This window comes from Psychrobacter sp. DAB_AL43B, assembly GCF_900168255.1.
GTDB lineage: Bacteria > Pseudomonadota > Gammaproteobacteria > Pseudomonadales > Moraxellaceae > Psychrobacter.
The window spans coordinates 2,807,931-2,831,513 of record NZ_LT799838.1; the positions used below are offsets into that span (position 1 = coordinate 2,807,931).

Consider the following 23,583-nt stretch of genomic DNA (forward strand, 5'->3'; position numbering starts at 1 on the left):
TATCCTAACTCGTCTAGGCGCTAATTTAGGCACTGATTTTTTGCCACGCATTAATCTGTGGGTGCGCAATACGGCGCATATTTGAAGGACGCCAAAATAACGCCTCACCTGGAGCCAATATAATATAACCACCTAGTGCACATTGTTCTGATAGCCGCGCCAAAATATCACGCTGATCAAATTTGCGAAAATATAGCAGCATATTTTGGCAGACAATCACTTGTTGTAAATGTGGCGTGGGTAGTTTTTTATCCATAATATTGTGTAAAGCAAAGCGCACATGTGGTTTTAACATTGGCGCAATACGCCAGTCTGCACAGCTGCTGCTTACTTTGTTTTTTTCAATAAAAGCAGTATTAAAACCTGCCTCTTTAGTGGCATTTGCAGGCTGTAATGGTTGCACAAACTGCTGGCAACGTAGCGGAATTAACGATTGCTGTCTATTGTCATATTGACCTAAACGTGCCGTTTTAACTGCTTGTTGACTGACGTCAGTACCCAATATAGCGTAATTACTGAGCTGCTTTGAGGCTAAGCTCATCGCAAGCGACCACGTCTCTTGCCCACTGGCGCAGCCCACACTCCAAATACGAAATATCTCATCAGTATCATCCTCTACAAGCTGGCGGCGCTGATGCTGTAATGCATCGTTTGTGACAAACTCTATAGAAGGCACATGGCGAAAGAAGCGGCTTTCATGAATCAATACTTTGTCTAATAATTGCTGGCGCAGCTCATCATTGTGCGGTAACTGATGCCATAACTGTATAACGGTCAGCCCATACAATAACGCTGTCTGACTAACGGCATTTACCAGCCACTTGCGCTGAACAGTGGGTAAGATAAATCCAATCTCTTGCTCTATATAGCGTTGCCATCGTTGCGTATCAAAAGCAGTATCGTCTATTAACGCTTCAGTATCGTCTTGCATAAAAGCTTCTAGCAATACTGTTTCAGCTTTATTAATAATAATACTGCTTTTTTGAGTATGATTATTCACGTAACCTGCTATTATTTTTGCTGCCTTAGTCTAGATAATGATCAAGGCAACAGTTTGGTTAACATCTCAATATAGAAAATCATAAACGCTATCAACAGCTATTAGATACTGTCTGATACTCTTTCATCCATATCTAAATACTCATGGTCAGTATTTTCATTATTCAACTGCTCATCATCATCAGATATTTTAAAGCCCGTCACAGATTCTTGTAGTGCCGCGGCCATTTCACTTAGCTCACCAATAGAACGTGCCGTCGCCATCGTACCAGACGAGGTTTGCGAAGTAATATCTTGAATAATGTTCATCGTATGAGAGATGTGACCAGCTGACTCTGCCTGTTGCATAGCAGCGTTTGAGATGTTTTGAATAAGGTCAGCCAAGGTATTAGAAACGGTTTGCACCTCTTCTAGTGCCTCACCGGCATCTTTGGCCAAACGTGCACCGCGCACAACCTCAGAAGTCGTTGATTCCATTGACATAACGGCTTCACTGGTATCTGCCTGAATGGTTTTTACCAACGTTTCGATCTGTTTGGTTGCATTCGCTGAGCGCTCAGCAAGACGTTGAACTTCATCAGCAACAACCGCGAATCCTCGCCCAGCCTCACCTGCCATCGATGCCTGAATCGCCGCATTCAATGCTAGAACGTTGGTTTGGTCAGCAATATCGTTAATCAGACCAACGATATCACCAATTTCTTGTGACGACTCACCAAGGCGTTTGATACGTTTTGATGTTTCTTGAATCTGGTCACGAATCACGTTCATACCTTCAATAGAGCGCTGTACAACTTCTGCCCCATTATAAGAGATGGCAACCGAGCGCTGAGCAACCGTCGCAGATTCTGCAGCGTTGTTTGAAACTTGGTCAATCGATACCGTCATCTCATTAATAGCCGCAGATACACCAGCGATTTCTTGTGCTTGGTGTTCAGATGCCTCAGCAAGCTCGACAGCATTCATCTGCGTTTGCTCTGAGGACTGCGAAACACGATCAGCAGTACTGTTAATAACTAGTACTAATTGACGTAATTGGTCAATTGCAAAGTTAACGGAATCGGCAATCGCACCAGTAAAATCTTCCGATACGGTAGCATTAACCGTTAAGTCACCGTCTGCTAAATCACCTAGCTCATCAAGTAGGCGTAAAATCGCAATCTGGTTACGCTCATTTTCTTCTTGAATTTGGCGCGCACGTTCAGACTCCGCTTCAGCTTCTTGGCGACGACGTAACGTCTCTTTTTCGATGAGTAAGCGTTCTGACCCACCGCGCTGCTGTAGTAACTGGTATAGAGCAAATAAAATACCTAGTATACCTAGCACAAATACAATCACTGGCAATATGACTGATTGATTAAAATCGGTTAAATATTGACTAATCGATGATAATGAATTGACCAGCCAAAATAGACAAGCAATACTCACTAAAGCACAAAGCCCTAATAACAGCCTCCACTTACTATTAACATCTGCCGTTGTTTTATTTGTAACAGCTACAGGGTTGTTTATAACATCACTCATCGTGCGTATTCCTTTCAAACAATCGTCAAAGTCTCATCGTGACTGACTTTGAAATCATATTGTTATCAAAACAACAGTGATTCACAAAGCCTGTATGAATGCTGACATACCACCGGCTCATGTCAGCCATTATTATTCTGCTATCGTTTTAATCAACCAATACTTATTAGAAATGATTGTTTATTAACAATAGCTATAGTGCAGCATCGGTATACTGTAGATCCTGTGCCAGCAAGCTTGGCATAAAAACGTACCAATCTTGTTCATCTTTGAAAAACTTGCCATGGTTGTAAGGCGCAAATGGCGAATTAGGCTCAATAGCTTCTGGATAATATTGATCTTTAGTAAACTGCTCAATACCCAAAACCTGATCTACCAGCAGGCCCGAGAACACATTATCATGTTCGACAACGATGACTTTGCGCTGGCTCATTTGCGACAACCGGCTAGGAACTTGCAAAAACCGAGACAAATCGGTTAACGGTAGCAAGCGCCCACGAATATTTGCGATGCCAAGCATCCAAGGCTTTACTAAAGGCACGCTGGTATATTCTGGCATGGTTAATACTTCTGATACTTGACCCATTGGCGCAACTAAGCGTTGACCACCGATCTCAAATACCACCCCTTGCCAGTCAAACGCTTGCCCACCGCGGCGACCACTTTTACGCGCGCGTGCCAAATCTGCTATACGCAGAAGCTCAATAAACCCTCTGGATGCCACAAGCTACCCCATTACTTTACGAATTATCTGGACCAGACCACTTTCATCGATAGGCTTAGTAATATACTCTTTGGCGCCTTGACGCTTACCCCAAACTCTATCGGTTTCTTGATTTTTGGTACTAATCATAATGATAGGAATATGGGACGTCGTCTTACCACGAGTTATCTTACGAGTCGCCTGAAAACCATTCATTTCAGGCATGACTACATCCATTAGGATGACGTCTGGTAGATGATCAATGGCCATCTGACAACCTTGTTCACCATTTGTCGCCTCTAACACTTGATAGTTATTTTTAGCAAGCATGTCGCGAAATTTCGCCATCTCAGATGGCGAGTCGTCAATGACTAAAACGGTAGTCATGGGTATTCCCTTTATTTTTGATGATATCCACTAGGATATGTTGTTGAAACAAACCGATTAGAAACAATATTATAAAAACAATTTACTGCTACTTTTAGTATTAGCGATACTGGTTAATCGCCTCAAAAAGCTCATCCTTACTAAACGGCTTAGTCAGATACTCATCAGAACCAACAATACGTCCACGTGCTTTATCAAACAAACCATCTTTAGATGACAACATAATTACTGGCTTACTGGCATAATCAGGATTGTTTTTTATCAAAGCGCAGGTTTGATATCCATCCAAACGTGGCATCATAATGTCCACAAAAATAATATCTGGATTATGATCAACAATCTTAGCCAATGCATCAAAACCATCAATCGCGGTCACAACTTCACAGCCAGCTTTTTGCAACAACGTCTCTGCGGTACGGCGAATAGTTTTTGAGTCATCAATAACCATCACTTTTAAACCATCAAAATTATTTTCCATTTGCATTGTCCTATTAACAACTATTTATTCGTAGTGCTATCCATCGATACAAGCCATCAATTTAAAACCGATTAACTGTCATCTCAACTGATAAGCTGGCTTATTTTTGATTGATATGAACGGCAAACCCTGTCTTGCTGTCTGTAATAATAGATACGTTTTATTTACTGAAACCTGCTCATGAAGCATGGCGTTACCATGAGTCACTATACGCACTTTATAATGAATTATCTTAGTAAATCGGGCATTATTTTAAATTTTTTTACAGCGTTATTATACCTGCATAGTCAGTGATCAACCGTACCCTACAGTCATTAATTAATTACGACAAACCTGACGAGTCATCGGCGCAAGCGCCATCTGACCAAACGCTCATTTTTTAGCCAATAACGATAGCGATAAAACTCTTTAGAAGCTCACTATCATTAAAAATACATCGTATTAAAGAGCTATTGTATTAAAAGCCGGTATGGTTAGTGATTCTTCAACTAGGCGGAAACCTAATCTCAGTAGCTGCTACTTTCTAAGCATTATATAGAATTAGTATCTACCTTACCGAATAATCTTCATTTGTAATAAAAATGTATCAATATATTTTATTATGTTTGTTTTAGCACAGTTACTACTGCTTTTCCAGCGATTTAACGAATTAATGTTCAAATTATTTTTTAAATTCAGTATGTTAATGAAATTTTGCGGTATAGAAGTAAAGTTTATATCAGCATTTTTGACCTCCTATGCTGCTCAGCAAATATGGTGTAATCATTTCCCCTCATCTAAATTCACTATATAATAAAAGGTCGTTTATGATGGTGATTGGTATGACATTTTCTATACGCTCCATAGGTTCTATTGTTTTACGTTCTGCACTGTTAAGAAAAAGCAGCTATGTATTAAGCGCCTTGCTCATTATCGGCTGTCAGCCATCGCCTCCTACTGCTGAACCTGTGACTGCCGAAAACAGTGAGACGGTCGATACTCCGCTTATTATCACTGCCGATAGTATTACCATGACACCGGATCATATTTTAAGTGTAAAACCAACCCGTTATCAGCCAAGCCTTGGATTACAAGGCTCCATTAAGCCTATCAAGAAAGTTAATCTTATTGCAGCTCAGCCGCTGACCGTAGAGCAAGTATTGGTGAGCAAAAATCAATGGGTGAAAAAAGGCACGCCTTTATTTACAGTTCGACGTCAAGCAACTCAAATCAAACCAGCACTCTCATCTAATGATTCAACCGATATCGACGTCGGCTTGAACGATATCGCCTCAGATAATGAAAAAATTGGCGTTTCAGAGACTGCCAATCGAGCAGCGACACTCAGCAAAAAAGCTGACACCGATGCTAACCTAACCCCTTCTATAACCAATGAGAATGATGAAAACTCAGATAATGTTCAAGAAGCTACAACTGCAAAACAATCCTCTAATTTGATAACGGTACGAGCGAGTTTTTCAGGTCGTGTAGAAAACTTGTCTGTCCAAGCTGGACAACAGATAACTGCTGATACACCTTTACTAAAGCTCAGCGATGAGTCTGAATTGCACTTTGTTGCAACCTTGCCCATTGAAGCCGAATCGCAAATCTCTGTCGGACAAACCGTCAATTTCACCGCTGAAGAGAGGATAGATAAATTTACCGGTCAGGTCAGTAATTTGAAGACAGCGGGACAACCAACACAGTTATTTGTCTATGTTAATGTGGTTAATAACGAGGTAAGTCGCCATCAAATATTACCGGGCATGAAAGTGATAGGACGTGTTGACTACGGACAAATAGAAGTCGGTACCATCGTCCCTAAGCGTGCTTTGCATAATGTCGACCTAACCGTATTACATGCCCCGCCTTATAAACCGCTTCGTTCTTTGAGCGCCCATATATGGATTATAGGACAAGACCAACGTTTGACACGCCAGCCTATTGAGGTAATCGAATACGATCCGCTTACCAAACAGTATTTAATTGCCGGCGTTAGCAATGACAGCTTAATTTGTCTAGCAAACTTACCCATTGAATCTGAAGGTAAAAAAGTAATGGTTTCATAAGCGTAAAGGTGAGTAGTTACATTGTGTAGAAACATTAACAAAGCATGCCTTGTTTAATAACATCCTGTTTAGGCAATATAGCGTATGCTAAGCTAGATTAATCGAAACATCGTTTATGTTTTTAGAGACATCATTTATATGTTAAATCGTTCTTGTTTGATGGTTCAGAGCGACTAGAGAAGTAGTACTGGACATGCTTGTATTAAAAGCACTTATATTAAGAATGCTTTTAATATAAAGATTTAGAGTCATTGAAAATTAAGGACAGTTGATACTTTTTTAAATTCAAAAAGTATATTTAGACAAACTATAACAACAACTAGAGGAAACATTATGAGTAAGCAGATTTTGTTAATTGAAGATGATCCAGACTTAGCAGAGTTAATCAGCGATTATCTGACCATGAATTATTATGATGTCCATCATGCAGGACTTGGTCAAGAAGGTCTTGATTTATTGGATACCAAAGAACGTGATATCGATTTGGTTGTGCTAGATCTTATGCTGCCTGATATGGATGGTATGCAAGTTTGCCAAAAAATTCGCGGCAACAAGAATAATATGACCAATAAAGTCCCTATCATTATGCTCACCGCTAAAGGCGACACGACAGATCGCGTGCTGGGGCTAGAGATGGGGGCTGATGACTATATATCAAAACCATTTGAGCCGCGTGAACTCTTGGCGCGTATTCGTTCGGTTATTCGCCGACATGAGCAGCCTAATCAAGCAGACAGTCAATCGGATAGTCTAACGTTTGGTCGTTTAAGCGTCTTCCCTGACAGTCATGAAGTCACTATTGATGATCTGCCCGTACGCTTGACGACACATCAGTTCCAGTTGCTACATTATTTTGCTACTCATTCTGGCAAAGTGCTGAACCGCGAACAATTGTGGCAAGCGATGCCAAATGATGACAGTTCAGACAATATCGATCGCGCAATCGATGTGCATATTTCACGTCTACGTGCTTTAATTGAGGACAATCCACGTCAGCCAAAACGTATTATTACGGTTCGCGGCGTCGGTTATCAATTTGCCACCGATCAGGTTTAGTCAGTAGTAAATAAGCCAGTAGTAAATAAAAAGTTAAACTGCTTTAAAGCTGTTCGTTAAAAGGGGTATCATACTTATGATACCCCTTTTATGCTTGCTAATATAAAACGATATAAGCATAAAGTGATATAAGCACCTGATAATAGAGATGATTTAATGCAGCAATTGGGTTTTCGTTCCGTATTTGCTAAGCTATTTGCCAGTGTTATGCTGGCACTTATCTTATTTGCCGTTGCGATGGTGCTATTGACGCAGCTGGTACATGACAAAGATGCTGGTATCCGCTCAGAGGTATTGGCGACGCAAATTTTAGGACAAATAGACCCGTTTTTGCATGAGCTAAACATCGCTGTTAGCAAGGACAATCGTTTACAGTCACGCTTTATGCTGGCGGTAGTCAAAAAAAGCTTTGATATCTTTGATGAATCATTACAGGCAAAGATGGGCTTATATGACAGCGAAGGTCGTTTGCTGATGCAAACGGACAATAGCGATTTGCCGTTAGAGTTACCGGCACCGCCTTCCTTATTGTCACGTGTATTTCCTTCATTTGCCGAGACTTCCCCGACCAAGCAAGCCCAAGTCTATAGTAGTACAGGCTATACGCTATTGTATGAATCACGTTTGCCGCCTAAAAAACCGGTTCTCTCTGCGGCGCTGAATTTATTTACTGGTACGCTGCTGCTACTACTGATTATGGCTGGCGTCCTTTGGTGGATTGCCCGTAGCATCACTTGGCGCATCAATCAGTTGAGTCAGCAGATGGCTCAGCTCGGTGATGGCGATTTTACGGTACGAGTCAATGCCCGTGGTAATGATGAAATTGCTTCGCTCGCACGCGGATTTAACCAAGCCGCACAAAAAATTGAACATCTTATCGATGCCAATAATTTATTACTAGCGCATGCCTCTCACGAGCTGCGCACCCCCATCACTCGCATTCGCTTGCAGATTGAGATGATGGATATGCTAGCTGGCGCTCTGCCAACCGATACCAAAGAAAAGTTTGATAAGCGCGCCCAAGCGATTAATCGCGACTTGTCGGGTCTCAATGATTTGGTCGAAAGTATCTTACTAGTGAGCCGCTTAGACGCTGGACATGCCTTACAGCAAGTTGAACATTTAGACTTGTATGACTTGGTGAATCAAGAACGGCAACACTATCCTGAAGCGACTTTAATTGGTGAGCATATTGCGATTGATGGTCAATCATCGATGCTTACTCATTTAATTCGTAACCTACTAACCAACGCCATGCTGCACGGAAAACCTCCAGTAACGGTACTGCTTTATGGCGTGCAAACGATTGATGAAGCTGACGAAATCCCTGATTTTTTATTACAAACAGTGCTATGCAGTAGCTTTTCTGATTATAACAACTCAGATTTTGACTCCTATGATGAGTCGCCTAGCAGTGTTAATGGGCTTGAAGAAAATAAGCATAATCTACACACCTTATCAAATCTTGATGACTCTTTTAGTGCCGCCAATCATAAGCCAAAAGTAGAAACCAGCGAGCATCTAACGATGTTACCCGCACCCGATATCTACAAAAATGGCGAAAACGTAGTCATTAATAATGATGTTAATACTGATATTAATACTGATATTAATACTGATATTAATACTGATATTAATACTGATAACGATAGTGATGATGGCATAGAGACAGCTGACGATAGCCTCGGCACCAGCATCACGCACCAGCAGGACACAACAGAACCTGCCATCACTATAGATGCGTCTAAAACTATTGCTAAACCTTCACTAATTGCCAATTACCATAACTTTACTACCGATTTGACGGATAAAATTAAAAAAGTTATGTGGCGTGCCGTTCCTGAAAATCATGAACCTTCTGTAATCTCTGTAGATAATGATATCGATAGCAAGTCTATAAATAACAACAAAGAAGGTGGTGATAAGGTTAGCAAAACTAACCCTGTTGCTGTGAAAGAGGATATTAAAAGCTATTCTAAAGAGAACGGTGCCACACTTAAAGAAAGTCTATTTAGCAAGCATTTGAAGAAACCTAAAGCCGAACCAACACGTCCACCACCAAAATATGCTGTCATGGCAGTGATTGATGAAGGCGCGGGTATCCCTGAAAATAAACGCGAAGAAGTCTTTAGTCCATTCGTGCGCTTACAGCAAAAGAATAAAGGCTCAGGGCTTGGCTTATCATTGGTTGCGCAAATTGTCACCGCCCATCAAGGACGTATCATCACTGACACTATTAATGGTCATACTCGATTTTTAGTGGTCTTACCTGTCAAACAAGACCCTCATTATAATTACCATGATAACCGTGACTGACTCTGCAAGCTCATACTATAAAATGTCAGATGCTATGTCATTCATGCTAACCGCTTATCTATGTCATCCACATCTCGTTTGATATAGATACAGTCTGTTCAAAATAAAAAAGACGCATTCAAAATACACACCAAACTGGAATTATCAGCCAGTGATGGATGTCCGTATCCAAAACACCCGATAATATGCTATATTAGCGCCCCTTATTCTAGGGTTATTGAGGTTGTTTTCAACTTGAGTCTCTACTATAAAGAGACACTGCAACAGCCTCTTGACTATTAAAAATATTTATTGAATTTTGAGCCCTCCATGAGTGACATGATTGTCTTACACGATGTGACCAAAAGTTTTTTAAGTGACCGGTCTATAAAAGATAAAGACGGCAAGCCACATTGGTTTACTGCTGTCGAGCCGACGTCACTAACTGTTCAGCAAGGCGAAATCTTTGGTTTGATGGGTTATTCGGGCGCTGGTAAATCTACCCTCTTACGTCTGATTAATTTACTTGAGCGTCCAGATTCTGGTCAAGTGATTATAGATGGTACTGATTTGACCACATTATCTGCCAGTGATTTACGTATTGCTCGGCACAATATCGGTATGATTTTCCAGCAATTTAACCTGATGTCCAATCGCACTGTCTTTGAAAATGTCGCCTTTAACTTAACGGTAGCCGGCTATCCTAGTCGCGATATTTATAAGCGTGTCATGGATTGCTTAGAAATCGTTGATTTGACCGACCGCGCCAACCATTACCCTGCGCAGCTATCAGGTGGGCAAAAGCAGCGTGTCGGTATCGCCCGCGCTATTGCCCCAAGTCCTAAAGTTTTACTTGCTGATGAACCTACCAGTGCGCTTGACCCTGCGACGACACGCAGCTTATTGAGTTGCCTACGTGATATTAATGAACAACTTGGCGTGACCATTGTCATCGTGACCCATGAAATGAGTGTCATTCGTAGGCTATGTGATCGCGCTGCATTGTTACATCAGGGACAATTACTCGAAGTCGCAGATATACGCGACGGTCTCATTCAGGCCACCACCCCAATTGGCAAAGGCTTAGTCCACGAAGACTAATGAGGCAGGAGAAATAAACATGTTAACCGGTGCTGAATTATCCGCCTCCATAGATAAGCTGCTCGTACTGCGTAAAGAGATTTGGCAAGCGTTTGTAGATACCTTTATTATGCTTGGTATCTCAACAACAGTAGCCATCCTTATCGGTGGTCTGTTTGGGATATTCTTATTTTTATCCAGCGATCGGCAGTTTTTGCAAAACAAGACGTTATACGGTGTGCTTGGTGCTATCACGAACTTTATGCGCGCTTTTCCATTCGTGATTTTGATGATCGCGATGAGCCCTTTTACCAAAGCCATCGTTGGCACAGGTATTGGACCAATCGCAGCATCGTTGGTATTGGCGATTGCTGGCTCGTTCTATTTTGCACGCCTGGTCGAACAAAACTTACGTGAAGTACCCCGTGGTATCATTGAAGCGACCGAATCCATGGGTGCCCGTCCACTGACCATTATCAAAGTCTTGCTCAATGAGGCGCGCTCTGGACTGGTCTTGTCCGTGACGATTCTCTGTATCAGCTTGCTCTCTTTTTCCGCAGCGGCCGGTATGATTGGTGGTGGCGGTTTGGGTGATTTAGCCATTCGTTATGGTTACTATCGCTACCAAACTGAAGTGATGGTATTTATCGTCATTATGCTATCGATTATGGTCATCGGTATTCAGGCTTCTGGCAACTGGATAGCGACTCGTTTGGATAAGCGTTAAAATCGGCTTATAGCATCAGCTATTGGTAGTCTAGGAACCCTTATTATGAATAATACTCAGGGTTTAATGCCGATTCATCCTAAGCAAATGCTTGACTTTGTAACTGATTCCCTTTAATTTTGATACTATCTTAACAACCTTTAACTTAGCAGCATTACTATTCATAATGTTGCTTTTTTAATGTTGACGTTTTATCTCCTGTTCTCTATCCCTTATTAAGGAAGTTCCATGAAATTAACAGATATCAGCCGTCAGCTAGCGACTGCATTTGCTGCTGTTGGCGTATCAAGCCTAGTGTTGGTTGGTTGCAACAATTCATCAGCACCAGAAGCCACCAAAGAGCCCGTTACTGAAGGCACTAGCGCAGAAACTGCGGCGACCAGTGATATCGACCCTGAACATAGCAAAATCATTATCGGTACGACCGAAGGTGACTTTGCAGATATGGTTCGTAACCAAGTAAAAGGTTCATTAGAAGCCCAAGGCTATGAAGTTGAGCTAGTAACTTTTACCGATTATGTCCGCCCAAACATTGCTTTGGCAGATGGCGATTTAGACATCAACATCTTCCAACATAAGCCTTATCTAGATACTTTCAAAAAAGAAAATAATCTTGATTTAGTAGAAGTCTTTCAAGTACCGACTGCCCCGCTTGGTGTTTACTCAGGTAAAAAGACTAAAATCGACGATGTATTTAAGGGTATGAGTGTCTCTGCACCGAATGACCCAAGTAACTTTGCTCGTGCTTTAGTGATGATGAATGAACTTGGCTGGATCACCCTAAAAGACAATATTGATCCTCTTACTGCTTCAAAAACTGACATCGCTGATAACAGCAAATACGATATCAAAATCGTTGAGCTAGAAGCAGCGCAGCTACCTCGTGCGCGTGATGAAGTGGACTTTGCTATCATTAATGGTAACTACGCCACCGATGCTGGTATCAAGCTGACAGAAGCGTTATTCCAAGAGCCAAGCTTTGCTTATGTGAACTGGTCAGCCATCAAAACTGCAGATAAAGATAAAAAATGGGTGAAAGACGTCACTGAAGCTTATAATTCAGATACCTTTAAAAAGTATGCCCATGATAGCTTCCCTGGCTATAAATATCCAAAAATTTGGGGTACTGATAATGCCGCTGCCCCTACAGCGGACACTGCACCGGTAGCAGAAGCTGCTACTAAATAATCGACACCTAGCAACTTCCAAAGCAGTTAATTTAAACTCATAGACTGTTTTTAAAAGTTAAATAAAAAAAGCCCATTATTTTTAAATAGTGGGCTTTTTTTGGTCTAGATTTTGTTGCATACACAATCATTTACTAAAAATGACGTTACAGCCTGTTTGTGGTTTGTAGGAAAGCGTCACTCGCACTATCGCTGACGACTGATTTTTTCTATAGTGGATAAGCTAAATAGAAATTAGAATACCACTACTTATTTTTCTATTAATAAATCAAAAAAACAACAAGGATAATAATATGCGTGCTAAAACTTATAATATTCGCACTGCTGGACAAGCAAACATTCCGGTACTCGGGCTTGGGACTTGGCAGTCAACCGGTCAGGACTGTATCGATGTGGTCAGCCAAGGTCTGAAAATGGGCTACGAGCATATTGATACCGCTCAAGCTTATGACAACGAAAAGGAAGTAGGACAAGGTATCAAGCAATCAGGTGTCGCTCGCGATAAGTTCTTTTTAACGACGAAAATATTTCCTGATGATATGAAGTTTGAACCAGAAAAACTCATCGCCGCAGCCAAGCGTTCTTTAGAAAACTTAGATACCGATTACGTTGATTTGCTGTTACTACACTGGCCAGATGACCGTGTGCCATTATCCGAAACCATCCCTGCGCTATGCGAGCTACAAAAACAAGGTTTAACCCGTAATATTGGCGTGTCTAACTTTAATATTGCCAATATTATTGAAGCCGAGAAATATGCTGATGTGCCGATTGTGGTCAACCAAGTCGAGTTTCATCCGTTTATTAAGCAAAAAACCTTGCAGACTTTTTTAAACAATCACCATATTTTATTAGAAGCTTACTCGCCACTCGCACGTGGTGATGTCTTTGATAATGAAAACATTAAAGAAATTGCTGACAAGCATGGTATTACGCCCGCACAAGTATCGTTGGCTTGGATTCTATCCGATAAGCACCGTATCGCTATTCCAAAGACATCTAACCCCGATCATCTGCAAGGTAATCTAGACGCTATCAATGTGCAATTGAGTGCCGATGAGATTGAGAAAATAAGCGGCTTAGCTCGTGCTGATGGTCGTAAAATTAAGCATCCAGACTATTCTCCTGAGTGGGATGATTAAGCGCTAATAATTATTTAAGCATGACGAATAAAAAAAGCCAGCGATTAAATATCGCTGGCTTTTTTATAGCTCTCATTACTTAAGTACTAATTTTGCCACTTAACCATGATCTTTTTAGAAAAACTACTGTTGCAACGTCTTAGTCTCATGAATCTTTTCAGCAGGATTGTATTGCTCAGAAGAAGGTACTGCACCGATACGATTATTTTCCTTCATCGATTTGGCAACTTCTGGTGGCATATAATTTTCGTCATGCTTCGCTAATACCTCGCCTGCGACAAAGGTCTTACCTTGCATTTTACCGGTAGCAACTACCCCTGAATTCTCAGCAAACAAATCTGGCAAGATACCTTGGTAAGTCACTGGCACTGTCGATTCAAAGTCGGTGATAGCGAATTCAATGCTCAAAGGGTCATTTGGCGCACGCTGAACACTACCAGCGACTACCATACCACCGGCGCGAATGCGTTTATCTTGGGGTGCTTCACCTTGCGCAATGGACGTAGCGTCAAAGTAGTAGTCGGTCTGTTGCCCAATAGCATAAATAACCAGCACCACGGCTATCGCCGCCCCTGCAAGCGTAAACATAACCCACATCAGTTTTTTGCGACGAACTGCGTTCATACCACTACCTCATTGGTGAATCACTATTTTATAAACTATCAATCTATAAAACAGAAAATATTAAAGAAACTACCATTAGAAAAACGTTCTAAAAATGTCTTTCTAATCGTACTCTTCTAATACCTATATGGTAGCATTTTTTGCATAAATCAATAAGCCCCATCGCAACTGATGAGGTCATATATTTACCATTAGGATGTGACGATATAATGAGCCAAAACAATGAGGTTGGATTGTTTTTACGAAGCAGAGTGTTTGGTTGCAGGTATAGAAGGTTTGGCAGTGCGCTGTGCCTGCCGCGCTTGTTGAATAGTCAGTTGCTTTATCAACGCTTGTCTTTGTCTGCGACTATATATAATAAAAACCAACATCACGCCAACGGTAATTGCCCAGCATGACCAGACAAAAACACCATGCTCACCCATGGCGATAAACTCAGATACGCTATAAAAGTATGGCTGCATTATATTTTCCTAGCCGTTATTTGGTTTGTCGACGTTCATTTGGCTTGCCCGCGAATATATTCTTTCACCCATGCCTTACCTTGGTCACGGTATAAAATTAGGGTATTGGTACGGTAAATCGCCAATGTTGCTACCAGTAAATAACCACCAATCATCATTAGCAACAATGGCATCCACATGTCAGTAGACATTTTTGGTGCTGCGGTTAAGGTAAAGGTCGAGCCTTGATGTAAAGTATTCCACCACTGTACCGAATATTTAATAATAGGCAGATTCACGGCACCGACAATAGATAGAATAGCCGCCGCTTTGCCACGGTTGGCAGTATGCTCAAAAGCGGCAAATAATGCCATGACGCCCGCATATAAAAACGCCAAAATCAACATCGAGGTCAAACGTGCATCCCAAACCCAATACGTGCCCCATGTTGGTTTTGCCCAAATCGAGCCAGTCAACAAGCTAATTACGCATAATAAAAAGCCCATGGGAGCAAGTGCCTGCGCCACAAGACTGGCTGTTTTAATCTTCCAGACTAAATAAATTACCCCTAACACTGCTAAAGCGAAATAAATGGAGATGGCAAGACTAGCAGCAGGAACATGAATAAAGATAATACGATAGCTATTACCTTGTAGGTAATCGGGCGGCGCAAAGGCTAAGCCCCAAACACTACCAATGAGCAGACAGATACCGGCTAATATCGCTAGCCACTTGACCCAAGGCGCAAAGATTCGAAAAAACTGCTTGGTACCCACCGTGGTCAAGAAAACTTGCCAAATACGTTGCCACAGGCTAGGAGATGAGACATTATTGTTGGGCATGAGAATGAACCTATTGCATAGCTTGTTGGTTATAGTCGATATAACGCGCCATTGGCGCTATTATTCGCTACCTTGCTGGCGTTAAAGGCTGAATAGAATCTACAGCTGACTGTTTGTTTAATAGGCTATTATAGCAAAGTTGCCGATTTTCACCATGCTGTTAACATAAAGGCTTTTTATAAGAGTTTTAATAATGCGCCATTTTTTATTTTTAATTGAGCCACGCCATTTTTAAGGTCATCGCAATCACCCATGGCATGACCAAAACTGAGATGATACTGCCTGCTAATAACAAGGCTAAAATAGGCAGCCCATTGAGGCCGCTGGCAAATAAATCAACGGCACCGGTGGCAAAAATCAAGACCGGCAACTGCATTGGCAAGGCAATCAAAGGCACCAATACTGCCCCATTCTTCAATGACAAGGTCAAACTGCTCGCAACGGCTGATAACATCAGCAGCATCGGACTACCGGTGACAATAGAAGCCATCAATATCCACGCTTCAAACCAGCTGAGCTGAAATAAGGGCACGGCAAGTAAACTTAACGCGGCTACAATGCCACTGCTAAATACCCAGTGAATCACTAAACGGATAAGCACCCAGAGCGGCAGCGAGGCTTTTGCGACGACTAATTGCGCAAGTGTGCCATTATCAAGGGCAGGCTTAAACAAGCCATCGATACCCATGACCAGTGACAATAAGGCCGCAATCCATACCGCCGACACCCCAAGGCGTTGCAATAAAGCAGGCTCACTACCAACCGCTAGCGGAAATAAGGTAATAATTACTAAAAACAGCACCAAAGGATACAACCATTGCACCGCACCTTGCTGCTTAACTTGCCATTCGCGTCGCCATAATTGCCTAAAGCTGATACCGCGCGCCACTGATGCGATTACGTTTGAGCTTTTATTGACTAGCTGTATGGGATTTTCTTGTATTGAGCCATCTCTCATTATCCATCCTTCCACTTATACTTATCGCACTTATACTGCTAGTATTTATACCATGTAATCTGACAAATCGAGCACTTGATTGGCAACGCCCACTGCTTGATGACTGGTCATTAATATCGATCCACCAGCATTAGCAAAATCACGCAACCTGTCCTCCATTCGTGCCACCATATCGACATCAAGCGCGGTAAAGGGCTCATCGAGTAACCATAAAGGCGTCACTTCAGGCGTCAATAAATATAGCCGTGCAAGGGTGATACGGCGGGTTTGTCCAGCAGATAAATGGCTTGAGCTGATAGTCTCAAAGCCTTGCAACCCTACCCAAGCTAGGGCGTCATCAATATCAGCGGTGCTAGGTGTGATACCATATAAATTCAGCAGAAAGATTAGGTTTTGTGCAACGGTGAGATTTGGATGAATGCCCAACTGGTGCGATACATATAAAGGCTGAATAGGCAAACTTGCTGCTCCTTGGTAATAAACCTCACCCTCCAGCACTGGCAACAACCCAGCCAGCTGCATCAGTAACGTCGTCTTACCTGTACCGTTGGCACCCACTAAATGGCAAATACTGCCAGCTACTAGATTGAGTGCAACCCCTTCACATAAAGGGATTTCACCGCGCTGAACTGTCAGCTCATCAAGCGCAAGTAAGGCTGTATTCAAAGCCGTCATCCAAACCTCACATTATTTATTAAGCAGCAGTCGATATTCATCACAAACAAAGACGATGTTCATGGCATAATACTTTATGCTTACCACAACCACACAGTATAACAAATTGTCGATTACTATGACCTCAAAACCTATGCAGACTTCAAAAGATATCCAAAACTTAGACCCACAAGCGTTAACACTAGACAGTTTAATCGATGCGCAAGTTGCTTTTATGCAGCAATGGCTGCGTAAGCAAGCTGAACCGCTCAGTATAGAAGCTTGGCAGTGGTTAGGCGCGCAGCCACTCAGTAAATATGTCAGCGCAGATGATTTGCAGCGTCTGATTAATGACTGGCTACTGAATCATCCGCTAAGTGATGTGCTGCGTAAAGATATCCGCGATATCTTGCATACTGTTATTTATCATCCAGTCAATGACAATATGCCTTTATCTGAATTGATTGATGACACTCAGGTTGAGATTCTTGCTGGCTATGTGGGTAGTCATGACGAGCAGCGTAATATATTGATTCATACGCTGGTCGGTAACGACACATTTGCAGATTTACTAACACAAACGCTCTATCACGCCATCAACGACTTTATGGAAAATACGCTAGATAAAGCAGGCGGTGTCGGTAAACTCATGAAGCTTGGGCGCAGCTCTTTTGAAAAAGCCACCAACAAAAACCTCGATGAGAAGTTGCAAACGTATCTGCACCGGAATATTAAAGATTTAACTCGGCGAGCAGAAGTAAATGCTCAAGCGCATTTATCAAATGAAGAAGTTGCGCGATTGATAGTCACGGGCTGGGCACGAATTAAAGAGCAGCCGATTAGCGAAATACAGACCTATTTACGGGATGAGCCGAACGATAGCAGCATTGAGCATATCGAAGCCAGCATCCAACAAAGCTATAACCGCCTGCGTTTGTCACCTTACTTGCATAGCTTAGTCGCGGCGAGCGTCGATACTTGGTATAACAATCATCAGTCCGATACTATTGCTACCGTCGCAACAAGCTTACATATCGACGAGCAGGCGATAATGCAATTGAGTACCACCCTACTGCCTATCATAAATGACGCTCTTGAAAGCTCATGGCTGACGGCACATACCCGTGAGATGCTACAAGCATTTTATGCGCAGCCTAACATCAAAGATGGTTTGGTGTTTAGTGACAATTAATTTACTATTTTAGAAGATTGCTTATCCGGCTTTATTATTAATTCTTACTATCAATCATTTATTGGCTAGCACAATATTTATGAGTCAACGTACTAAGCTCAACTTATGGCAAAAAATTAAACAGCTGCTAACAGCATCGACTGTGCAGTCTGCTATTGATGAAATAAAAACGCCTGAGGATACGCCAGCAGCCAAGGTTGATAATGAGAGCAATACGTCGCAAGCGGAGAATTATAGCTTAAAGGCTCATAATGCGGATATTAGTAATTCTAATAGCAAATCTGATAGCAATTCTATTAGTAGTGTTGCTACGGATATTGATGCTGACACTGACATTGATATTGATATTAAGAGCACCTCGGAGCCACATAGTAATGACGGCATATCTATTGTCGATTACCTTAAACAGTATTTTAATGGCAAAGATTGGCACTATACCCATTATCAACCTGCAACCAACGATAGCCAACAGTCGCACCATTTATTTTTAAGGATGCGAAATAAGCAGCTCGATTGTGGCTATTTGTTTCGTGTGCAAGAGACAAACAATCTGCTGGCAGTCTATGGTGTTTTGCCATTTTTAATACCAGAGAGCCATCAAAGTGCCGCCATGCTTCTCATCACCCAAATTAATTATGATATGTTGATTGGCAACTTAGAAATGGATATCAACGATGGCGAGATACGCTACAAAAATGCTATCGATATCGAAGCAGTAGGTATTGATGACGATATCATTGAGCATTTATTGCAAAGTGTTGTCGCGATGACGACGGTTACCTATGAGATATTTAGTGATTTGATCAGCAACCAAGATCCTGCTAAAGAGTTGCAAACCTTATTGACGCAACTACGCCAACAAGCAGACTCACGAACGTTTTTTTTGCCAACTCAATTTGTGCAATAAAACATCACTATCTTTAGCAATCACCTTGCGCTCAATATGTTATTTTAAAAACACCTCTTTCAAAAACCAAACCTTTAGAAAATCATCAACATTATGCTAAAAATTGCCTACTCTGACATTTTTTGTTATTCAGTGCCCGAAAAACACCGCTTTCCGATGCAAAAATACACCATGATTCCTGAGCGCCTATTGGCAGAAGGCACTATCAGCGCCGATAATTTTTTTGCGCCTGCACGCTTGAGTGAAGCTGAGATTTTAACTACCCATACGCAAGAGTATTGGTACAAGCTTAAGACCCAAACGTTGCCAAGAAAAGAGGCTCGAGCTATCGGCTTTGAGATGACGCCAGAGCTGGTAGAGCGTGGTCGATATATTGCTCACGCAACCTATGAATGTGCGCTTTATGCGCAGCAATATGGCGTGGCAATGAATGTCGCGGGCGGTACCCATCATGCGTTTGCTGATCATGGTGAGGGGTTTTGCGTCTTTAATGATGTTTGTATTGCCAGTAACTTATTATTAAATCGTGGATTGGCGCAAAAGATTTTGGTGGTCGATTTGGATGTTCATCAAGGTAATGGTAACGCTAACATCATGACAGACGAGCCTCGCGTTTTTGTTTTTAGTATGCATGGCGCAAAGAATTATCCATTTCGCAAACAAGTATCAGACTTAGATATTGAGCTAGATAACGATACCGGTGATGAAGAATATTTACAGATTTTGATGGATATACTACCCCGTTTAATCGCTGATTTTGTACCGGATATCATTTTTTATCAGTCTGCTGTAGATGTCCTTGCAACGGATAAGCTGGGTAAACTGGGACTAACGATAGAAGGGTGCAAGGCTCGTGATGAATACGTCTTACGCCAAGCAAAAGCGGCCAATATTCCAGTGGCTATCGTCATGGGTGGCGGTTATTCAGAAGACATTGAAGATGTGGTTGAGGCGCACTGTAATACTTTTCGGCTGGCGCAGCAGATATTTTTTGATAAAACGGCTGGCGAATCTGTAGCGTCAGCGGCGAATCTCGCTACTATTAAGTCATGAACGACGCAATACCCTGCCAACCGACACGAATACCAAGTACCGTTAGGATCAATAAAATAAGCTGACGAAAACGCGCTTGCGGTAAATAGCGACGTAAGCGAATACCGACTAAAAGCGCGGCAATAGACAGTACACTTAGGAAGGTAATCAGCTGCCATTCCTCACTGCTTAGCGCCATAATAGGCTCGCGCAGGACGATAATTTGGGCGATTTTACCTAAAAAATAGCACATATTACCAACTTTAGCGACGGTGTTTTTATCGTTACTGGCAGACAATAGGTACATCATCAGTATGGTCGACATGGCGTTGGTCGCGCCGCCAATGATGCCTGCACTAAATCCAACGGCAATCAGCACAGGCTTAGTATCGGGTAGACGAATTTGTTTACCGAGCAGGCTACTTAAGACATAAAAACCAATGACAGCTGCCAATACCAATAAAATATAAGCGCTATCTACCCATAACAATAGCTTTGCGCCTAGAATACTACCGAGTAAGCTGGTTAACGCCAGCAACCAATAGCGTCTGCCATAATAGGTAAAGTTTTGCCAGATCGTGCGACCGCCACCTGCCAGCCAAGTCATCGCATTGAGTAATAACGATGGAAAAATGACTAAGACAATAGCATGAGGTAACGGATACATACTGGCAAGCGCGGTGGTAGTCACTAAAGTCACACCAAGCCCGCTAATACCATGTAGCAATGATGCCAGTGCAAAGATAGCTATCAGCAATAGCGTCTGTGTGCTATCACCATCTATCATGCCTGTCATATCAGCCTTACCAATCAAAGCTTACTGTCTTTTTCTATACTTATGCTTATATAACGAGGCTTTACACTCATCATTGCACTAACCCTTGTACTAGCCACTGCATTAAGCATTGCATTAAGCATTGTGACGTTGCCAGATTGCCCCGCCAATAATACTTACTAACTGCTCAGCGATCTTATCTTTACTCGCCTTATCAAGCGTGATGCTATCGTGTTCATAACGCTCTGAGAAAAACACCTCCATGGCATTATCATCACTCGCAAAACCAATATCTGCCCGCGAGACATCATTACAAGCAATCAAATCTAGGTCTTTAGACACGAGCTTACCACGAGCATAACGCTCAACATCTTGCGTTTCTGCCGCAAAACCAACGACAAATAGCGCTGGATGAGCAAGCGAAATCGTCGCTAAGATATCAGGGTTTTTCACCAAGCTCAGCGTCATCGTATCTTGGGTTTTTTTAATTTTTTGCGGGGCGGCTTCTTCGGTACGATAATCCGCTACAGCCGCCGTTGCAATAAAGATATCAGCGGCACGCGTATCATATTGGCTATTAGCACTAGCTAAGCTATCATGATCCAAATGCGTATGGTCATCACCATGTTCATCACCACAGCCACAGTCATCGTGATGATGATCATGGTTGTGATGGTCATCTTGCTCATCTTCAACGACATACTGTAGGGCGCTATGCGTACCTTGCACACACTGCTGGGCAGCAATCAGCATCTCTTTAGCCGATAATACATCAATGCGCGTGACATTAAGCGGTGTCGGTAGAGCCACTTTACCACCGGCAATCAAAATAACCTCGGCACCAGCAGCAACACAGGCGCGCGCTAAAGCAAAACCCATTTTACCAGTCGAGTGATTGGACAAATAACGTACCGGATCGATTGCTTCAACCGTTGGACCTGCGGTAATCACTACTCTCTTACCTGCTAATAGCTGCGGTGTCGTTTGCATTGCATTAAACAACAGCACTTCGGCTAATAATGCTTCCGGCTCAGGCAATCGCCCTGCGCCTACATCGCCGCACGCCTGCTCACCACTTGCTGGCGTAATGATTTGATAATTCATATCACGCAGGGTTTGCACATTTAGGTTAACCGCTGGATGTGCCCACATTTGCTGGTTCATCGCCGGTGCAATAATGACTGGTGCCGTCGTTGCCAGACATACAGTCGTTAGCAAATCATCAGCCATACCCATCGCAAGCCGTGCCAAAGTATTGGCGGATGCCGGCGCTATCACGACCAAATCTGCCCACTTCGCAAGCTCAATATGACCCATACCCGCTTCCGCTTGCTCATCGAGTAATGAGATATGCACCTCATTACCAGTCAAAGCTTGTAACGTTAATGGGGTAATAAAGGCTTGCGCGCCTGAGGTCATAATAACGCGCACCTCAAAGCCTGCCTTAATTAATAGACGGGCAAATATAGCAGATTTATAAGCGGCGATACCGCCGGTGATAGCAAGCAGGATATTTGACATAAGCGTGACATCAGCAAAGAATTGAAAGATAAAAATTGCGCTTATAGTAACAATTATGCGATAAGTTAGGGGAAGTTTTCTAGATTTATCTTATTTATCGAGTATTAACTGCATTTCAAGGAGTGACAATGGCGATCAAAGACTGGCATGAAGATGACCGACCGCGTGAAAAGCTACTCAAATTTGGCGCAGCCCATTTATCTGATGCCGAAATATTAGCGATATTCCTACGTACCGGTACGCGATCACAGTCAGCCATAGAGCTGGCTCGTCATCTGATTGATCAGTTCGGTAGCCTCGCAGAACTCTTAGCTGCGCCTCAAGAGACCGTGCTTGCTTGTCATGGTATTGGCCCTGCTAAGTACGCGCAGATACTTGCGTCACTTGAGATGGGCAGGCGCTATTTAGACAGTCAGCTTAAGACTGGTCAAGCATTAGGTCGCTCACAAATGGTCAAAGATTACATTAGCACTCAGTTACGCGGTGAACCTCGTGAAGTCTTTGCGGTACTCTGTTTGGACAATGCGTTAAATTTAATCAATTTTGAGATATTATTTACAGGTGGCATCTCTTCTTGCTCAGTCTGCATCAAACATGTGCTGCGTCACGCTTTGAGCCACGCTGCCAGCCAGCTTATCGTCGCTCACAACCATCCTCATACAGATGCTACACCATCAACGGCAGATAATCTTTTGACCTATGAGTTAAAAAAAGCCTGTGATTTAATAGACTTATCTTTAGTTGACCATATCATTGTGGGACGCAATGAAACCTTATCTTATGCCGAGAGCTTCTTGCCGCCTTTTGGCTAGTTAGCTACAAATGCTATTTTTTTAGATATATGAGAAAATCCTGATACATATTATCGACACAGCGTAGCATTTCCGCTCTTGATAGTTATAAACAACTGTTTCATATTGGTAGTTAACTTTAATTTTAGCTTGGAACTTTAAATAATTTAGAAAATACATTGTTCTGCGATGTTCAATTTCCATTTATCGAACTTCCA

Annotated in this window: 22 protein-coding genes and 1 pseudogene; 11 read left to right on the forward strand and 12 right to left on the reverse strand. The window is 42.3% G+C overall.

From position 1 onward, the window contains the following. Nucleotides 1–25: 25 nt before the first annotated feature. From DABAL43B_RS11960 to pilG, 5 genes and pseudogenes are all read right to left on the reverse strand, one after another. Nucleotides 26–1,000 carry a CheR family methyltransferase gene (locus DABAL43B_RS11960; RefSeq protein WP_079692595.1) on the reverse strand — a complete coding sequence of 325 codons (975 nt, stop codon included), beginning with the start codon at nucleotides 998–1,000 and terminating at the stop codon, nucleotides 26–28. 179 nt (nucleotides 1,001–1,179) lie between these two features. Then, a pseudogene (locus DABAL43B_RS11965) lies at nucleotides 1,180–2,190 on the reverse strand (methyl-accepting chemotaxis protein); the annotation flags it as partial. A gap of 526 nt (nucleotides 2,191–2,716) precedes the next feature. Next, nucleotides 2,717–3,247, reverse strand: coding sequence for a chemotaxis protein CheW (locus DABAL43B_RS11970; RefSeq protein ID WP_079692597.1), 531 nt, complete (start codon nucleotides 3,245–3,247; stop codon nucleotides 2,717–2,719). Nucleotides 3,248–3,250: 3 nt separating this feature from the next. Beyond that, entirely contained in the window at nucleotides 3,251–3,613 is a 363-nt protein-coding gene (locus DABAL43B_RS11975; RefSeq protein WP_079692598.1) for a response regulator, read from the reverse strand. Between the two features lie 100 nt (nucleotides 3,614–3,713). Beyond that, complete coding sequence (gene pilG / locus DABAL43B_RS11980) at nucleotides 3,714–4,091, reverse strand: twitching motility response regulator PilG (RefSeq protein WP_011514416.1); 378 nt, start codon at nucleotides 4,089–4,091, stop codon at nucleotides 3,714–3,716. Nucleotides 4,092–4,912: 821 nt separating this feature from the next. Between pilG and DABAL43B_RS11985 the strand changes: the two genes are divergently transcribed. The 7 genes from DABAL43B_RS11985 (at nucleotide 4,913) to DABAL43B_RS12015 (ending at nucleotide 13,626) form a co-directional block, all read left to right on the forward strand. Continuing rightward, entirely contained in the window at nucleotides 4,913–6,139 is a 1,227-nt protein-coding gene (locus DABAL43B_RS11985; protein WP_227516687.1) for an efflux RND transporter periplasmic adaptor subunit, read from the forward strand. Between the two features lie 333 nt (nucleotides 6,140–6,472). Further along, the gene (locus DABAL43B_RS11990) at nucleotides 6,473–7,195 is read left to right on the forward strand and encodes a response regulator transcription factor (RefSeq protein WP_079692599.1); all 723 of its coding nucleotides are present in this window, start codon (nucleotides 6,473–6,475) and stop codon (nucleotides 7,193–7,195) included. 156 nt (nucleotides 7,196–7,351) lie between these two features. After that, entirely contained in the window at nucleotides 7,352–9,511 is a 2,160-nt protein-coding gene (locus DABAL43B_RS11995) for a sensor histidine kinase (RefSeq protein ID WP_079692600.1), read from the forward strand. Between the two features lie 309 nt (nucleotides 9,512–9,820). After that, nucleotides 9,821–10,591, forward strand: coding sequence for a methionine ABC transporter ATP-binding protein (locus DABAL43B_RS12000; RefSeq protein WP_079692601.1), 771 nt, complete (start codon nucleotides 9,821–9,823; stop codon nucleotides 10,589–10,591). Between the two features lie 19 nt (nucleotides 10,592–10,610). After that, complete coding sequence (locus DABAL43B_RS12005; protein ID WP_079692602.1) at nucleotides 10,611–11,297, forward strand: methionine ABC transporter permease; 687 nt, start codon at nucleotides 10,611–10,613, stop codon at nucleotides 11,295–11,297. Between the two features lie 228 nt (nucleotides 11,298–11,525). Next, nucleotides 11,526–12,485: a MetQ/NlpA family ABC transporter substrate-binding protein gene (locus DABAL43B_RS12010; RefSeq protein ID WP_079692603.1), complete on the forward strand. Its 960-nt coding sequence runs from the start codon at nucleotides 11,526–11,528 to the stop codon at nucleotides 12,483–12,485. Nucleotides 12,486–12,777: 292 nt separating this feature from the next. Further along, a complete protein-coding gene (locus tag DABAL43B_RS12015; RefSeq protein WP_079692604.1) occupies nucleotides 12,778–13,626 on the forward strand; it encodes an aldo/keto reductase in 849 nt (282 codons plus the stop codon). A gap of 123 nt (nucleotides 13,627–13,749) precedes the next feature. Here DABAL43B_RS12015 and ccmE read toward each other — a convergent pair whose 3' ends face one another. From ccmE to ccmA, 5 genes are all read right to left on the reverse strand, one after another. Continuing rightward, nucleotides 13,750–14,250, reverse strand: a complete 501-nt coding sequence (gene ccmE / locus DABAL43B_RS12020) for a cytochrome c maturation protein CcmE (protein ID WP_079692606.1) — start codon at nucleotides 14,248–14,250, stop codon at nucleotides 13,750–13,752. 239 nt (nucleotides 14,251–14,489) lie between these two features. Continuing rightward, entirely contained in the window at nucleotides 14,490–14,714 is a 225-nt protein-coding gene (ccmD, locus tag DABAL43B_RS12025) for a heme exporter protein CcmD (RefSeq protein ID WP_079692607.1), read from the reverse strand. 35 nt (nucleotides 14,715–14,749) lie between these two features. Further along, complete coding sequence (gene ccmC / locus DABAL43B_RS12030; protein WP_079692608.1) at nucleotides 14,750–15,535, reverse strand: heme ABC transporter permease CcmC; 786 nt, start codon at nucleotides 15,533–15,535, stop codon at nucleotides 14,750–14,752. Nucleotides 15,536–15,746: 211 nt separating this feature from the next. Beyond that, nucleotides 15,747–16,493, reverse strand: coding sequence for a heme exporter protein CcmB (locus DABAL43B_RS12035; RefSeq protein ID WP_227516688.1), 747 nt, complete (start codon nucleotides 16,491–16,493; stop codon nucleotides 15,747–15,749). Nucleotides 16,494–16,538: 45 nt separating this feature from the next. Beyond that, a complete protein-coding gene (gene ccmA, locus DABAL43B_RS12040) occupies nucleotides 16,539–17,168 on the reverse strand; it encodes a heme ABC exporter ATP-binding protein CcmA (protein WP_079692610.1) in 630 nt (209 codons plus the stop codon). Nucleotides 17,169–17,244: 76 nt separating this feature from the next. Between ccmA and DABAL43B_RS12045 the strand changes: the two genes are divergently transcribed. From DABAL43B_RS12045 to DABAL43B_RS12055, 3 genes are all read left to right on the forward strand, one after another. Next, nucleotides 17,245–18,339, forward strand: a complete 1,095-nt coding sequence (locus tag DABAL43B_RS12045) for a hypothetical protein (protein WP_227516689.1) — start codon at nucleotides 17,245–17,247, stop codon at nucleotides 18,337–18,339. A 79-nt stretch (nucleotides 18,340–18,418) separates the two neighbouring features. Next, nucleotides 18,419–19,246 carry a YbjN domain-containing protein gene (locus tag DABAL43B_RS12050; protein WP_079692611.1) on the forward strand — a complete coding sequence of 276 codons (828 nt, stop codon included), beginning with the start codon at nucleotides 18,419–18,421 and terminating at the stop codon, nucleotides 19,244–19,246. A 93-nt stretch (nucleotides 19,247–19,339) separates the two neighbouring features. After that, entirely contained in the window at nucleotides 19,340–20,299 is a 960-nt protein-coding gene (locus DABAL43B_RS12055; protein WP_079692612.1) for a histone deacetylase, read from the forward strand. Here DABAL43B_RS12055 and DABAL43B_RS12060 read toward each other — a convergent pair. Together DABAL43B_RS12060 and coaBC are read right to left on the reverse strand one after the other, a co-directional pair. Next, nucleotides 20,289–21,074, reverse strand: coding sequence for a sulfite exporter TauE/SafE family protein (locus DABAL43B_RS12060; RefSeq protein WP_079692613.1), 786 nt, complete (start codon nucleotides 21,072–21,074; stop codon nucleotides 20,289–20,291). The two genes, DABAL43B_RS12055 and DABAL43B_RS12060, sit on opposite strands and share 11 nt — an antisense overlap. 114 nt (nucleotides 21,075–21,188) lie before the next feature. Then, nucleotides 21,189–22,574 (reverse strand): bifunctional phosphopantothenoylcysteine decarboxylase/phosphopantothenate--cysteine ligase CoaBC, encoded by a 1,386-nt coding sequence (gene coaBC / locus DABAL43B_RS12065; RefSeq protein WP_079692614.1) that lies wholly within the window; start codon nucleotides 22,572–22,574, stop codon nucleotides 21,189–21,191. A 128-nt stretch (nucleotides 22,575–22,702) separates the two neighbouring features. Between coaBC and radC the strand changes: the two genes are divergently transcribed. Further along, nucleotides 22,703–23,386, forward strand: coding sequence for a RadC family protein (radC, locus tag DABAL43B_RS12070; RefSeq protein WP_079692615.1), 684 nt, complete (start codon nucleotides 22,703–22,705; stop codon nucleotides 23,384–23,386). Nucleotides 23,387–23,583: the final 197 nt, after the last annotated feature.